Consider the following 15,034-nt stretch of genomic DNA (forward strand, 5'->3'; position numbering starts at 1 on the left):
TAGTTGAAACGATGACATTAACCCAAATTAAATAATTAAATACATATTCTATTAAAATTGAAGAAGCTATAAGGCTTATTACAATACAACTAAATAATGCAAGGGCAGTCAAAAAAGCGAGAGTAAAGCCTATAATGGGTTTTCCAAGAGCTTTAAAACAGACAATTGAGAACATGCTTAGCATACTGATAGGGACTAAGTATCCTATGTAAAATGCTAAATCATGATTAAACTTTGAGAATATTCCGTTTCCCAAAAAATGCAGTATGGTAAAAAATATCAAGCCAATTAGCACAATGAAAATTAATGAAAATGCTGCATAGTGATTTTTTAGATTGTAAGTTTTGTTGGCAAATTGAAATGTTGAGGTTTGCAATCCAAAGAGTAATAACGTACTAGATACCAATACAAAGCTGCGTAAATACGTATATTCACCAAAATCCGCAACTGTAAGCGAAGATGCTAAGATAATTGACGTGACAAGTGAAATCAACTTGGTACTCAGTTCAAGAAAATATGGGACCAAATTTTTAAGGCGTTTCATTTACGGTTACTACTCACTGCTACTCTTTATTATAATTCTTTTCGTCGACATATTGAGGGGCATTTTCAAATGAGGCATAAAGTTCTTTACCAAGAATACCTAATTCATAATTACTTTGAAAAGGAGCTGCTCCATATGGAAGCTGTTTCCATATACTATCAGACATAGAGTAAGCGTATGAATCAATTAGACCCCAACTTATCACATCTTTTACGTTGGCAAATGATAAGGTATCCTCTAAATAAGTGCGAATATCATAGCTAATCTGATTTATTGTTCTATTTGCTTCCGCATTTTGACCATGAGAAATATCGATTTCTGAGATCTTTAAGTCAAAACCTAGGTCTTTGCATTCTTTGCAGAACGATAACCATTCTTTTTGGTCATATTCTTCCTTGGCAAATTTGAGATGGCTTTGCACTCCTAAAGTTGTTACTTGTATATCGTTGTTTCGTAAATACTCAAGCATTTTCAATACCGCATGCCGTCGTTTTCTGAAGTATCTATTTTTATAAGGGCCAAACCACTCATTCACCACTACTTCTGAATTAGGGCTAATATTGTGCATTAGTTGTGCACAGTTTTTCACATAGCCATGACCAATTTTCTGGTAAATACTATCGTTTCTAAGCCAACCATTGTAACCATCAGGATCAGTTATTTCGTTAAATAAATCCCAAGATAGGATGTTAGGGTAACGGCCAACAATTGTGCGTATAAATTGGTTTATTTCATTTTGTAATGGACGGTTGCTCGCGAGTATCCAGTCACGCATACTTTTTTCGAATATGAGAGCATGTCCTCGCATTGCTAATTTGTTGTCGTTACAAAAACCATACAGCCTATCAGCATCGTGAAAATGATAGTCTCCTTTTCCAGACACTACAGCTCGCCATTTTAGCTGATTTTCAGGGGTTAATATTGAACAGTGATGGAGCACAAATTCATTATACTTTGCGTTTCTATATATATCAGGGCCCACAGCGGTACCAAAATTGATTCCTTTCTTCCCTGCGACTGATTTTAAACTCGCAAGTTTAAGAGATTGCAAGTAAGGGGAAATAGCGACACCTGCAACAAACTTCAGCATGTCTCTACGATTCATGTATCTCGCCTCTTTTTGATTTTACCTTCCGATGCGACAATCAAAACATTGCTTTCTGCAAATTTTTTAGTGATAACGGTACCTGCACCGACAAGGGTATTATCGGCAATCTGTGATCCGGGGCAGAAGATTGAAGACGTACCGATATAGCAATCTCGGCCGATTGTAATATCTTTATCTATCACGCCATTCCCATGAGTCCAGAACTGACTGTTTATACCTGCAACTACCGAGTTAATGCCGATTTCTATTTTACCAGCCACATCAAAATGATGTCCATTGGTTATCAGCACATCTTCGTGAATTAGGAGATGGCGATTGTAATCTGATTTTTTGGCAACCCATTGTCCGCAATTAAAGCGATTTCGAAAACCAATCTGCACATTTTTTCCAATGGTGACACGCATAGGCCCTCGAAAAATAGTCATTCTTCCTATGCGGGACCCAGTGATTTCGAACTGGCTTACATCAATCACGGCTAACCAACCAACTTTGGCGTTTCTAATTTTGTATCCCAACAAAATATTATACAAAAAACACCTAAGTACATTTGTCGGCATTACGGATATAAGTAAAACGATTAATGTTTTCACAATTTCACCCTAAGTATTTACTATATTTAGTGCCTTGTAATGCGTTAACGAGTTCGCTGTAATTTTCAATTTTTTCGGATAATTCATTAGATAATATGCGTTTGTGTCTCTCTTTCAATGGGATACGAGGAACACCAAGAAAATCAAACATTTGGCCAATTAATTCATTTTTGTTTTCGTCATAAAATAGGTTTTCATATGACAACGACATCACTCGAGATGAATCTACACTATTCGCCAGTTCGAATTGAAACTCCATCTCTTTTTCATAAATGTCTAGAGTGTTTAATAAATCATTACAATCAATTGTGATTTTCATTTTAGATGAGGACTTTTGTGACGAGACAAGACCTGTCGATTGCATCGCAAATAGAGATATATATCTGTCTAGTTGGTTTTCTCTATATAAATGAATAATCTGCAAATTATCATTGTTTAGCAACCAATGTTTTAAATTCAATCTCTGAATATGAATTCCAAACTCTTTGATGCCAGTATGGGTAACGTAAGACGGTTTTTTATATTTGAACAAAGATCGGTTTTTTAGAAAATAAAATAATTGTGAAAGATAAAAGAACACTTTATTTTGTAATATAAATTGCAGGTAATCTTCTTCTTTTTCGATTCTTAAAAATTGTTTAATCTTTCTTTTTTTGCTCCAAGATCCTAGTACTTCACCATAATTATAAAGTGAGGGATGTTGGTTGATAATATCAACAAGATAATTACTGCCGCTTCTGCCATTAGTCAGAATCATAAAATTTTTCAAAAATAAATACTCTATTTAATAGGTTAAATTAGTGGCGACAAAATGTCTCGATACTATGAGTAAAGGAAACCTTAATATTATAATTATTGGTCTATTTTGGTGCAATCAGTGCCTTTACTTATGAAAATTCACTCTGCCAATGCGCTATTTGTAACAATGCTATTTCTATGCCAGTAAGTTAATTGAAATATAAACAGCGTTTAGGACAACCAATATAAATGTGTCAGCATGGTGTATTTTATTATTGAATTATTGCAACAATAAGAAAGATTAAAACTGTTTAGATACAAATAACGATCACTATAATCAAGATTTAAAACTTTCTTTCAATTTAAAGTTGTGAAATTAAGCTACTAAATCCCCACTATAACCGATACTTTGACATGGTCTTTTTATACTGTAACTTTGTTGTCCAATTGTTCAACGGGTAAATTAACGGGCTGATTATCAGCCCGAATTGCACTTGCGCAGAAGATTTGCTTTGTGCGCGCACAAGCTACTTACACTGAGTACTTACGATTCGCATTTGACAGAGCTTGGCAATGAAACCAACAAGGTTGATTTAGTCTTCTACTTTCACTGCCCACATGTCATGTTCGTCTGCGTGAATAATTTGGCCCCAAATTAGATCGCCAGGATTGACGTCAAATTCATCTGTTAAATAAACTTGCCCATCTATTTCTGGAGCATCGGCGAAACAGCGACCTACAGCTCCTTCACTTGTCACTTCATCAATCAGAATTTGGTATTCCAGACCTATTTTTTGTTGTAGTTTTTCAGCGCTAATTTGCGACTGAAGCGCCATGAAGCGTTCAAAACGCTCCTGTTTAACTGTTTCGGAAACTGGATCAGGCAAATCGTTAGCCTTGGCACCTTCCACGTCGGAGTATTTGAAACAACCAACTCTATCTAGCTGAGCTTCAGTTAAGAAGTCTAAAAGTTGTTGAAATTCTTCTTCTGTTTCACCTGGAAAACCGACAATAAAGGTTGAGCGTATAATTAATTGTGGACATATAGCACGCCAAGCTTTGATCCGTTCGAGGGTTTTTTCTGCCGCAGCAGGACGTTTCATCAACTTCAGTATTCGTGGTGTAGCGTGTTGGAAAGGAATATCTAAATAAGGCAATATTTTCCCTTCTGCCATTAACGGAATGACTTTATCAACCGAGGGGTAGGGGTAAACATAATGCAAGCGCACCCAAATACCCATTTCTGCCAGTTTTTTACATAGTCCCAGCATGTCAGTTTTCACTGGCATTCCATCCCAAAAGCCGGTTTGATATTTTACGTCAACGCCGTAAGCGCTGGTATCTTGGGAGATAACCAATAACTCTTTTACACCTGCATTTTTTAAGCGTGTGGCTTCATCTAACACTTCTCCCACAGGACGACTGACTAAGTCACCGCGCATGGATGGGATGATGCAAAAGGTGCATCTGTGATTACAGCCCTCGGATATTTTCAAATAGGCATAATGTTTTGGCGTTAATTTAATCCCATGATCTGGCACTAATTGCATGAAAGGGTCGTGTTGGGGTTTTGGCAGATGCGCATGCACCTGTTCCACCACACTTTCGTATGCATGGGGACCGGTAATAGCCAAAACATTAGGATGCACTTCGCGAATTTCGTCTTCTTTGACGCCTAAACAACCGGTAACAATGACCTTACCATTTTCAGCTAATGCTTCACCGATGGTATCTAATGACTCTTGTACAGCTGAATCGATAAAACCACAGGTATTTACAATCACTAATTCAGCGTCATTGTAGGTTGGTACAACGTCGTAACCTTCGGTGCGTAATTGCGTCAAGATACGTTCTGAGTCAACTAAATTTTTTGGGCAGCCCAGGCTAACAAACCCTATCTTCGTTCCCGAAGTCACTTTATTTACGTTATTTGATTCCAAGACTTTCACTGGTGTTTCTAGGGTAGTGGTTTGCTTGGGGTTAACAATTTCTACGGTCATCTTGTGCCTTGTGCTATAGCTGGTATTGCTTAAACGTTTCGGTTTAAGACTAATAAATGGTGGATTAACTCATGTTTAGCTGACTAAACGTTGTCTCGACGAGTCGGTACTTTAATACGCGGGATTATACAGGAATGTCATTGGTCGTGATAGTGATAGCGTTCAATCATCGCTATAAGCTTTAGGCCAGTATATGTGCCTAAGTGTTTAGGTTTGCTAATAACCATTTTCGTTTCAATTTTGTATTTCTGTTTGGCTGGTTTTTTCTTACTAATTCATTCTGTCTTGTGCTTAAAACTAGAAAGACTTAAACTCGCGTTATTGATTTCATACACCTGAACATTCAGGGTTGAATGTAATAAGAATAATTGAATCATGCTAAATTGCTTTTCCCTTAAAAAGTGCGGGTTGGACGTTATCTTGAATATAAAATCCGTGTGCTTTTATTTCTTCATGTTTGGCCTGCTTAATTCCGCTGTTGTTTTCGCTGATCAAAATAAACAAGTCGCTGATTTTATTGTTGCCTCAAAAGTCAATACATATGATTGTCCTGAAGACGATGCAAATATTTCTATTGGTGAACACTTAAACCTTCCTGAAATAAACGACACACAACGTTTTCAATTAACCGTTATGAGGACTCATTGGCAAATTTGCGTTGGCAAACATGAGGAAGCCAAACAAGCGTTAATCGAACTGATTAATAATGCCGATGTGAATGAAGAAATGGAATATTACGCATCCGCTACTTATCAGCTGGGCTTTATCTATGATGTCCAAGAAAACTTGGAGCGATGTGAACTTTACGAACGCGCGGAGCAACTTTCCAAAAATAAATTTAAGGACATTCATTTAAGCGCGCAATTAGGCTTGATTACGGTCTGTCATGCTGACATGGATGAAGGTGTAAAGCTGGGTAAAATGTATGCCTTATTAGAAACCTATGCTGTAAAGAATGATCAGGCAGCGTTAGCGCATATACACAATAATATTGGGCTATTATATGCCTCACTCGGACAACAAATTTTAGCCGCTGAACAGTTTCAAAAGTCTTATGAATTGGGGTTAAGCACGTACACCAGTTCCAACTTGTTGGCCACTCTCATGAGTGTGATCTCTTCACAAATGGCGAGCGGGAATTTTGAAAAAGCCGAACAAGCAATCCAAGAGTTTAAGAGAGTAAATATCTCTGTGGATACCGCGCTTTCTAACGTATGGTTGCACTTTGCTGAGGCCGGATATCATTATAGAACTAATAATATTGAGCAGTTACGTTATAGTTTGGCGAAGTGGAAAATCTACCTAGACTCAATTAACAGCTCAACATTTAACAGCTTATTTCGTTGGTATAGTGCTGTGGTGTGTTATGAAGATGAAGATATCAATTGCTTAAAACAGTTTTTAGAAGATGAAAAACACACCAGCGATGGCTATAAAATATTCATCAATAGAAACAAAGATTACTTAAAATTTATTGTGCAAATACAGTTGTTTTTAGGTGATGTTGAAAACGCGCAAAAAGCCTTTGAAGCATTTTCAGATGTGATGATTAATAAGACTATTGAGCAGCAAGAATCAGGCAAAATATTGGGTGTGGCTAATTTACACAGTCAAATACAAAGTTTGGAGTCCAGTCTACAAGAATCGAGAAACGAACGTATTCAAACAATCGTCATAGTCGTCTGTGTGCTTTTGATCGTGGTCATCGCAATTGTGTTTTGGTTACGTCGCAGATACCTCAATAGTTTGTCCTTTGATTCGGTTACCAATTTATTAAATAGTAAAGCTGCGCTGGCAAAAATTCGTCGTGTACCTGAACCTTCGCCTGGCCGCGCTAATGCTTTAGCGTTATTTGATTTAGGTAACTTCCGAGATGTAAATCGTCAAATAGGTGCGACAAATAGTGAATTGGCGTTACAACAAATTTCGTCAACCCTTAGTCAGGTAACTCGCGATAGAGATATTTTAGGTCGGTTTGCACCTGAACAATTTATTGTGTGTTTAACTGACATAGAGGAAGATTCAGCCAAATCATTTTTTGAACGTATGAGATACGCTTTGGAAAGCACAATTTTAGGTGATCAACAAGGTCAGCAAGTGAGTATACGTTCAAGTATGAGCATATATATATCTAGCGGCACCTTCGATGATTTAGATGAAGTGCTTGATGACATGCTTCTGTCATTGGGTATTCAAACTGAGAGTGAATAAAGGGTTGTTGCATTTGGCTGCGATGCCTGTGTCTAGCATTAAAAAATAGGTAACATGTCGAAATTATTATTACCCTTGAGTCAATACGATGAAGCCGGACGCATTAGACCTCCACGGTTCTTTTGGTGGTGCTGTTTATTTCTTGCCAAAAGCTACGTGATTTTTATTTTGTCTCTAAGTAATTTCCGCGATGCTGATGGCTTATTAGAAATATTTTACCCGCAAAAGAATGAACTGTTTATTGGTTTCGGAATTGGTGGTGGCGCGCTGCTCGCGATAATTATTGTGGCTTATAGAGAAAAGTGGTGGGACACAAAATGGCAATTTATCAGACGACTAATTAAACCTTGTTTGATTCTAACCGTGATTTTGGATTTGCTCCATCAAATACAAATTTCTTTGAGCCAACATTGGCAATTTTCTTGGGCGGTAGCGACCTTGTTTTTATTTGATTTAGTGGTGTTATATTGGATTTTCAAAAGTCGTCATTTACGTTACATGATTGCAGATTGGGCCGATAACCAGCCCGTATCTTCTTAAACTGACTTTCTTTATTATTTTATTGAACGCTATTTCCAACGGCTTGTTGAAAGTAGTCTTGCACACTGATTTGGCTGTCATTGACCAATCTTTGATAACAGATGCCGGCAAATGCATAAGACTTACCTGAATATTCCATAACCACGTAAGGGGCATCTTTGTCAGATTCATCATAGCGCCAATTTCCACCCACAAGCTGTTTAAATATTTCACCTATATATGCACCGTAAATATTAGATATTGTGAATACAGCATCATTTTCCAATGCTTGATCTTTGTATTTTTCAATCCAAGCTAAAATCACATCGTCCACTAAAGCGATACTTTCAACTGTGCCATCCAAAACCAGTTTAAATTCATCCAATGTTGTATCAATCGCGTTTTGGGCACTGTCTGCCATTAATTGATTGAGTTCGTCTTGGGTCATACGCATGAAGTATCCTTAATTATTATTCGTGTCACTAAACTAATACCTTGATTGTGGCGACATAATTACCTTTTGTCTAATTTTCCAATCCAATTAAGCATCGGTTATCTAGGTATCGGCAATATGCCCAATTTCTTTTCTTTAATAGTAATGAATTCCAATTCCAACATTTATCAAGGTGAAATGTGGTTGTGTTGATCTCAAAATGATTAGATGGCGTATCTTTGATATGAAATATGCTTTTATATTGCCAACAACCGCTTTATTCGCGTTAGGTTTAATCGCTAGCCTAGTGCACTTTGATATTATTCCGGCGGGAATTACAATTCTTGAAAATCTAAAATCAGCTTTTGGAGAGTACTTTTACACCCTCATTTTCTTCATTATTTTAGCTGAATCAATTGTCTATGTGGGGTTCTATTTTCCAGGTCAATTTTTCGCGGTGGTGTTGGTTATTGTATCCAAGCCTAATTTAGAGGATATTCTATATTTGACCATAGCAATGGTTTTAGCCGCAACCTTGGGCTCTTTTCTTAACTACCAATTAGGCCGCTTAAATAGTAAGTCAAGTTCGTCTGATTCCGCGACTAATTTACGTTCATTATTACTGGCCATGGTACATATTAATTCACTGGCATTTTTTATGTTTAACCAAGGCGCTAACAAACGACCGTCAAAAGTGGTTTGGTTAGCGGGATTGCTTAATTTACCCTATTACTTAATATTGATAACCTCAACTGCACTATTAAGCGAAGAAATAATGCAGGTCGCGGAGAGCACCTGGTTAATGGTGTCGATTGTATTAATTTGGTTGTTCGTGGCTATTATTTTAGATATTAAAAAAGCCCGAGTGAGCAACCGGCTAACATGAGCAGTTTAGCTTGATAAAAACTTATTAATTGCTCGTGATGCAGCAAAAAAACCAAAACATGCGGTCACTGAAACGGATGCCCCAAAGCCGCTATTACAATCCAGTCTTGCGCTATTTTGAGTCTCAGATTTTTGGCAAGACACACTGCCATCACCTTGAGGGTAGCGCAGTTGTTCAGTGGAATAGACACACTCTACGGCAAATCGACGTTTGGGATTTTGACTGAAATTGTGAAAGCGCCTTAACTGATTGCGAAGTTTCGCCGCAAGGGGGTCTTGAACGGTTTTTGACAAGTCTGCGATGGTGATTTTGGTTGGGTCGATTTGACCGCCAGCCCCTCCGGTACTAATTATCTTAATTTTATTTCGTTTACAATGGGCTATCAAAGCGGCTTTTGCAGGCACGCTGTCAATTGCATCAATGACATAATCAAATCCATTGTTCATATATTCATTTAAGTTGTCTGGGGTGACAAAATCTTCAATGCAATTTACATTACAATCAGGGTTAATTTGCTTTATTCGTGCAGCCATTACTTCCACTTTCGCTTCGCCAACGGTGTCGGTTAGGGCATGAATTTGGCGATTAGTGTTAGTGGTACAAATATCATCTAGGTCGATTAAGGTGATATTACCTACTGCTGTGCGGGCTAAAGCCTCAGCTGCCCAAGTTCCCACACCACCAATGCCGACCACACAAAAATGAGCGTCTTTTAGACGCTGTGTTTCGGTTAAACCATAAAGTCTTTCAGTGCCGCCAAAGCGAGATTTTTGTTCCTGCATAGATGAAATTTGTTCGCGATATTTCGATTGCCGCGCAGTATAACAAGTACTATCAATATTGCTAATTTATGACACTGTTTAGAAGTTAAAAAAATGAAAGGCAAAAGTTAATATTGTGCTTGTAATTGGCTTTAAATGGACGATTTACAGTTAATAGACATTCAGTTGTTGATTACTAAGCGCAGCTTTTATAGCATGCGTTTAACTATGTTTGTGGAACGGGTGATTTCTAGAATTAGGCGAGCTTCAAAGTATCCAATATTAGCGAGTTGCTAATCTAGACATCATTAAAATATAAAAAAGGAAAAATACATGAAACCAGTTGTACTCGCCGGCGGATCTGGAAGTAGATTGTGGCCAAAATCTCGAGCTGCATTACCAAAGCAGTTTTTGGCATTAACCGATGAAAACACCATGCTGCAAAATACGATTAGCCGACTCGATGGTTTGCAAGTAGAGCCTGCTATTTACATTTGTAACGAAGCCCATCGTTTCTTAGTTGCTGAACAGTTACGTCAACAAGGTAGGAAACATGGTGGTATTTTACTTGAACCTGTTGGCCGAAATACCGCGCCTGCTATTGCTTTAGCTGCGTTGCAAGCATGTAGCGAAGGTCAAGATCCGGTTTTATTAGTGTTGGCTGCAGACCATTTAATTAAAGACAATAAAGCGTTCCACAAAGCGATACAACATGCCAATGCATTGGCTGAACAGGGTAAACTAGTCACCTTTGGAATTGTTCCAGACAGTGCACACACTGGTTACGGTTATATTCGCAGAGGCGAGCAATTAAACCATTCTGAAACCGGATTTGCGGTTTCTCAATTCGTAGAAAAACCAGATATGGAAACCGCTAAAAAGTACGTTTCTAATGGTGATTACTATTGGAACAGCGGAATGTTTATGTTCAAAGCAAGTCGTTACTTGCAGGAACTGGAAAAATTCGCACCTGAGATGCTTAAAGTATGTAAAGAAGCGATTTCATCTGAATCTAAAGATTTGGACTTCGTTAGAGTCGATGCTGACATTTTCGCTACCTGTCCAGATGATTCGGTGGATTACGCGGTAATGGAAAAAACTGACGATGCCGCTATGGTTCCTCTTGATGCTGGTTGGAATGATGTTGGCAGTTGGTCGTCGTTGTGGGAAACCTCAGATACAAAAGACTCCCAAGGCAATGTTTGTGTGGGCGATGTGATGCTAACCAATACGAATAATAGTTACATTAATTCAGAGCAGCGTTTAATTGCAGTGGTTGGTTTGGACGATGTGGTAGTTGTAGAAACTAAAGATGCAATTTTGGTAGCCAACAAAAATAAAGTTCAAGACATTAAAACCGTGGTTAACGAACTTAAAGCACAGCATCGACCTGAGTTTGAATTTCATCGTGAAGTATTCAGACCTTGGGGAAGTTATGACTCCATAGATAATGGTGGCCGTTTCCAAGTGAAACGAATTACCGTTAATCCTGGTGAAAAATTGTCAGTTCAAATGCATCATCACCGCGCGGAACATTGGATTGTAGTTTCAGGTACCGCAAAAGTGACTAATGGCGAAGAAACCTTCTTAGTTACTGAAAATGAATCGACATATATTCCAATTGGTATAGTTCATGCGTTAGAAAATCCAGGCAAAGTGCCTCTTGAGCTTATTGAAGTGCAATCAGGTAGTTATTTAGGTGAAGACGATATTGTTCGCTTTTCCGATAGATATGGTCGTACTGCTAAGTAAATAAGGATTGATCAAGATGCAAATTAGTTGTTTTAAAGCGTACGATATTCGCGGCAAGTTGTTGCAACAGTTGGACGAAAATGTTGCCTATCGTATTGGTCGAGCTTATGCCGAATACCTAAAAGCTAAAGACGTGGTGGTTGGTGGAGATGTTCGTCATACCTCTGCGCCATTAAAGTTAGCACTTAGCGCCGGTTTAGTTGATGGCGGGGCAAACGTTATTGACCTTGGGATGACAGGGACCGAAGAAATTTACTTCGCCACTAAACATTTAAAAGTGGATGGCGGAATCGAAGTTACCGCCAGTCATAACCCCATTGATTATAATGGTATGAAATTAGTCAAAAGCGAATCTCGTCCAATCAGCGGTGATACTGGCTTATTTGCAATAAAAGATATTGCAGAACAATATGAGCAGGCCATTGTCGATGAGCGTTTAAACTTTTTTTCGGATAAGCGCTGTAGCGACGACGCTTTTTTAAAGGGGCAGGGTAGTGTTTCAACAGAAAAGCTTGCCACTTCAGGAAAGTATTCTCAACGTACCTGTTTACCCGCTTATGTTGAACATATGTTGTCTTACGTTGATTTGAAAAACTTTAAGCCTTTAAAACTAGTTGTAAATGCGGGTAACGGTGCGGCAGGAAAAGCGTTAGATGCCATTGAACAACAACTCAAAGAGCTAAATGTTGCCATTGAATTTATCAAAGTTCATCATCAACCAGATGGTGACTTTCCAAATGGTATACCAAATCCATTATTACCAGAAAGCCGAGCGGATACTGCCGATGCCGTTATCGCCCACAAAGCTGATATGGGTATCGCTTGGGATGGCGACTTTGACCGTTGTTTCTTGTTTGATGAAAAAGGTGACTTTGTTGAAGGCTATTACATTGTAGGTTTATTAGCTAAAGCATTTTTAGATAAAAATGCAGACAGTAAAATCATCTATGATCCGCGTGTTTATTGGAATACCGAAGATATTGTTAAAGCAGCTGGCGGGACCCCGATAAAGAGTAAAACGGGTCATGCGTTCATTAAAGAAAGAATGCGAAAAGAAGATGCTGTTTATGGCGGTGAGATGAGTGCGCATCATTATTTTCGAGACTTTGCATATTGCGATTCAGGTATGATCCCATGGTTACTCGTTGCTGAGTTAATCTGCACAAGCTCTCAACCTTTATCTGAATTAGTTAAACAGCGAATAGCTGCTTTTCCTTCTTCGGGTGAAATTAATAGCTTGCTTGAAGACGCTGATGCTGCATTACAAAGAGTTATCGCAAAATATCAGCCTCTGGCTGAGGTTATTGATGATACCGATGGTGTTGGCTTGGAATTTGGCAACTGGCGATTTAATTTGCGTAAATCGAATACAGAGCCGGTTATTCGCCTAAATGTTGAATCCTCAGGTGATATTGCCTTGATGGAGCAAAAAACAGCGGAATTATTGGAGCTCATTCGAGCTTAAAACCTCTTGTTTTTGATAATATAAACAACAAAAATAGCCCATTAGGGCTATTTTTTTTTGTTCAAAATTGTTTTGGGATTTTGAATTTTAATTATTGAGACGTTTGCTGAATTAACCAAATCATCATTAAATGGCTACCAACGGTAATCGAGGTCAAGCGTATTCTTAAGGATCGATACCATACGGCCAAGGTGGAAAGTTTAAATTCGTAGAAAATAACCACAGTAAAAGCACAGGCTAAAGCAATCAGGGCTATCTTTGGAGGTAACCAAATAACACTTAACCAGGCTAAAATTGACGGCAACATGGCAATATACAACAAGCTAATAGAACGTTCGTTATTAATTCCGTCAAACCATAACACCCCACCTAAAAACGACAGTATTATAGCGGAGTATTGAATGAAGAAACCGACCCCTTCAAAGTAAGAAACGGTTTCCCATAGAATGAAAAAAGGCAACATGATAAATGGAATTAGGCCTGCGTACCCTAATATTTTGGCGTGGTATTTAAGCATTTTTTATCACTTATACTCGTTTTATTCGATGTTTACGTAAATTTAACTTAGCTAGTTCAATCGTTTTTCAAAAAACAATCGATTATTTAAACTGTCAATCATTAAACATTTAGGCAACATTGTGTAAATTTATAGTTAATGCCTGTTTAGTTGTTTATTGATTGTTCAGTTTACAAAAAAATAGCGCCAAAAAAGGCGCTATTTTTGAACATAACTAAAAGTTATTTTTTAATTGGGGTGTACTTTCTTAAGTTCTCACCAGTATAAAGCTGACGAGGACGCCCAATTTTTTGTCCAGGTTGACTAAGCATTTCATGCCAATGAGAAACCCAACCAACAGTTCTTGCTAATGCGAATATACAAGTAAACATGTTAGTAGGAATGCCAATTGCTTTAAGAATGATACCTGAATAAAAATCCACATTCGGGAAAAGTTTCTTCTCTGCGAAATAGGGGTCGCTCAAGGCGATTTTTTCAAGTTCCATAGCTACATTTAGCAAAGGATCATCGATATTCATTTCTTCTAGCACTTCGTGACAGCTTTCACGCATAACAGTTGCACGAGGATCGTGGTTTTTATAAACACGGTGTCCGAATCCCATTAGTCTGAAAGGGTCATTCTTGTCTTTAGCGCGGTCGATAAACTCTGGAATACGGTCAACACTGCCTATTTCTTGCAGCATGTTTAAGCAAGCTTCATTAGCTCCACCGTGAGCCGGTCCCCATAAAGATGCAACACCAGCTGCGATACACGCATATGGGTTAGCACCTGAAGAACCTGCAAGTCTTACTGTAGAAGTCGATGCATTTTGCTCGTGGTCAGCATGCAGCGTAAAGATACGATCCATAGCTTTAGCAACAGCAGGGCTGATTTTGTAATCTTCAGCTGGTACAGAAAACATCATGTTTAAGAAGTTTTCTGCATAACTTAGATCATTACGAGGATAAACAAAGGGTTGACCAACATTATATTTGTAACACATGGCTACTAAAGTAGGCATTTTAGCGATTAAGCGATATGCACTACGAAGACGTTGTTCAGGATCTGAAATATCTAAATCATCATGATAGAAGCTAGAAAGTGCGCCTACTGTTCCACATAACATGGCCATAGGATGCGCGTCTCTGCGGAAACCTCTAAAGAAATTTGTTAATTGATCGTGAACCAATGTGTGACGTGTAATAGTGTTTTTGAAATCAGCATATTCTTCTGAAGTTGGCGTTTTGTCGTGTAACAACATATAACAAACTTCAATATAATCAGCGTCTCTGGCAAGCTCTTCGATTGAATAACCTCTATGAAGCAATACGCCTTTAGCTCCATCAATAAACGTGATGGATGATTCGCAAGAACCAGTAGCCATAAAACCAGGGTCAAAAGTGAAGTAACCGCTAGAGCCTAAAGCTCGAACATCTATTACGTCGTTCCCAGCAGTTCCCGAAAGTACCGGAAGTTCTACCTCTTTGTCGCCTACCTTTAAAATGGCTTTAGTTTCTGCCATAAGATGTT

Annotated in this window: 13 protein-coding genes; 5 read left to right on the top strand and 8 right to left on the bottom strand. The window is 38.3% G+C overall.

Annotated elements, in window-relative coordinates; genetic code table 11:
* Positions 1–563: 563 nt before the first annotated feature.
* The 4 genes from Q4567_RS15850 to rimO form a co-directional block, all read right to left on the bottom strand.
* On the bottom strand, positions 564–1,649 hold the full coding sequence (locus Q4567_RS15850) for an endo-1,4-beta-xylanase (protein WP_303501032.1): 1,086 nt from the start codon (positions 1,647–1,649) through the stop codon (positions 564–566).
* Positions 1,646–2,242 (bottom strand): hypothetical protein, encoded by a 597-nt coding sequence (locus Q4567_RS15855; protein WP_303501033.1) that lies wholly within the window; start codon positions 2,240–2,242, stop codon positions 1,646–1,648. The genes Q4567_RS15850 and Q4567_RS15855 overlap by 4 nt, the downstream gene beginning before the upstream one ends.
* Positions 2,243–2,246: 4 nt before the next feature.
* On the bottom strand, positions 2,247–2,999 hold the full coding sequence (locus tag Q4567_RS15860; protein ID WP_303501034.1) for a sulfotransferase domain-containing protein: 753 nt from the start codon (positions 2,997–2,999) through the stop codon (positions 2,247–2,249).
* Positions 3,000–3,573: 574 nt separating this feature from the next.
* A complete protein-coding gene (gene rimO / locus Q4567_RS15865) occupies positions 3,574–4,980 on the bottom strand; it encodes a 30S ribosomal protein S12 methylthiotransferase RimO (protein WP_216046417.1) in 1,407 nt (468 codons plus the stop codon).
* Positions 4,981–5,400: 420 nt separating this feature from the next.
* On the opposite strand from rimO, the gene Q4567_RS15870 reads away from it, so the two are divergent.
* Together Q4567_RS15870 and Q4567_RS15875 are read left to right on the top strand one after the other, a co-directional pair.
* Positions 5,401–7,191 (top strand): GGDEF domain-containing protein, encoded by a 1,791-nt coding sequence (locus Q4567_RS15870; RefSeq protein WP_303501035.1) that lies wholly within the window; start codon positions 5,401–5,403, stop codon positions 7,189–7,191.
* 54 nt (positions 7,192–7,245) lie between these two features.
* A complete protein-coding gene (locus Q4567_RS15875; protein WP_216046419.1) occupies positions 7,246–7,731 on the top strand; it encodes a DUF2919 domain-containing protein in 486 nt (161 codons plus the stop codon).
* A 19-nt stretch (positions 7,732–7,750) separates the two neighbouring features.
* On the opposite strand, the gene Q4567_RS15880 is transcribed toward Q4567_RS15875, so the two are convergent.
* Positions 7,751–8,164, bottom strand: coding sequence for a hypothetical protein (locus tag Q4567_RS15880; RefSeq protein ID WP_216046420.1), 414 nt, complete (start codon positions 8,162–8,164; stop codon positions 7,751–7,753).
* A gap of 223 nt (positions 8,165–8,387) precedes the next feature.
* On the opposite strand from Q4567_RS15880, the gene Q4567_RS15885 reads away from it, so the two are divergent.
* Positions 8,388–9,029, top strand: coding sequence for a hypothetical protein (locus tag Q4567_RS15885; protein WP_216046421.1), 642 nt, complete (start codon positions 8,388–8,390; stop codon positions 9,027–9,029).
* 5 nt (positions 9,030–9,034) lie between these two features.
* Here the strand turns inward: Q4567_RS15885 and tcdA are convergent, their stop codons facing one another.
* Complete coding sequence (gene tcdA / locus Q4567_RS15890; protein ID WP_216046422.1) at positions 9,035–9,811, bottom strand: tRNA cyclic N6-threonylcarbamoyladenosine(37) synthase TcdA; 777 nt, start codon at positions 9,809–9,811, stop codon at positions 9,035–9,037.
* A 312-nt stretch (positions 9,812–10,123) separates the two neighbouring features.
* Between tcdA and Q4567_RS15895 the strand changes: the two genes are divergently transcribed.
* Both Q4567_RS15895 and Q4567_RS15900 read left to right on the top strand, forming a co-directional pair.
* Complete coding sequence (locus tag Q4567_RS15895) at positions 10,124–11,542, top strand: mannose-1-phosphate guanylyltransferase/mannose-6-phosphate isomerase (RefSeq protein ID WP_216046423.1); 1,419 nt, start codon at positions 10,124–10,126, stop codon at positions 11,540–11,542.
* A 16-nt stretch (positions 11,543–11,558) separates the two neighbouring features.
* Complete coding sequence (locus tag Q4567_RS15900) at positions 11,559–13,007, top strand: phosphomannomutase CpsG (RefSeq protein ID WP_216046424.1); 1,449 nt, start codon at positions 11,559–11,561, stop codon at positions 13,005–13,007.
* A 91-nt stretch (positions 13,008–13,098) separates the two neighbouring features.
* Here the strand turns inward: Q4567_RS15900 and Q4567_RS15905 are convergent, their stop codons facing one another.
* The gene (locus Q4567_RS15905; RefSeq protein ID WP_216046425.1) at positions 13,099–13,524 is read right to left on the bottom strand and encodes a DUF3429 domain-containing protein; all 426 of its coding nucleotides are present in this window, start codon (positions 13,522–13,524) and stop codon (positions 13,099–13,101) included.
* Between the two features lie 221 nt (positions 13,525–13,745).
* Positions 13,746–15,026: a citrate synthase gene (gene gltA, locus Q4567_RS15910; protein WP_216046426.1), complete on the bottom strand. Its 1,281-nt coding sequence runs from the start codon at positions 15,024–15,026 to the stop codon at positions 13,746–13,748.
* Positions 15,027–15,034 lie beyond the last annotated feature (8 nt).

Origin of the sequence: Aliiglaciecola sp. 2_MG-2023 (genome assembly GCF_030548145.1) — a bacterium.
GTDB lineage: Bacteria > Pseudomonadota > Gammaproteobacteria > Enterobacterales > Alteromonadaceae > Aliiglaciecola > Aliiglaciecola lipolytica_A.

Coding starts and splice junctions, on each gene's coding strand:
- Q4567_RS15850 (WP_303501032.1), bottom strand. CDS start 1,649: ATGAATCGTAGAGACATGCTGAAGTTTGTTGCAGGTGTCGCTATTTCC.
- Q4567_RS15860 (WP_303501034.1), bottom strand. CDS start 2,999: ATGATTCTGACTAATGGCAGAAGCGGCAGTAATTATCTTGTTGATATT.
- rimO (WP_216046417.1), bottom strand. CDS start 4,980: ATGACCGTAGAAATTGTTAACCCCAAGCAAACCACTACCCTAGAAACA.
- Q4567_RS15875 (WP_216046419.1), top strand. CDS start 7,246: ATGTCGAAATTATTATTACCCTTGAGTCAATACGATGAAGCCGGACGC.
- Q4567_RS15880 (WP_216046420.1), bottom strand. CDS start 8,164: ATGCGTATGACCCAAGACGAACTCAATCAATTAATGGCAGACAGTGCC.
- Q4567_RS15885 (WP_216046421.1), top strand. CDS start 8,388: ATGAAATATGCTTTTATATTGCCAACAACCGCTTTATTCGCGTTAGGT.
- tcdA (WP_216046422.1), bottom strand. CDS start 9,811: ATGCAGGAACAAAAATCTCGCTTTGGCGGCACTGAAAGACTTTATGGT.
- Q4567_RS15895 (WP_216046423.1), top strand. CDS start 10,124: ATGAAACCAGTTGTACTCGCCGGCGGATCTGGAAGTAGATTGTGGCCA.
- Q4567_RS15900 (WP_216046424.1), top strand. CDS start 11,559: ATGCAAATTAGTTGTTTTAAAGCGTACGATATTCGCGGCAAGTTGTTG.
- Q4567_RS15905 (WP_216046425.1), bottom strand. CDS start 13,524: ATGCTTAAATACCACGCCAAAATATTAGGGTACGCAGGCCTAATTCCA.
- gltA (WP_216046426.1), bottom strand. CDS start 15,026: ATGGCAGAAACTAAAGCCATTTTAAAGGTAGGCGACAAAGAGGTAGAA.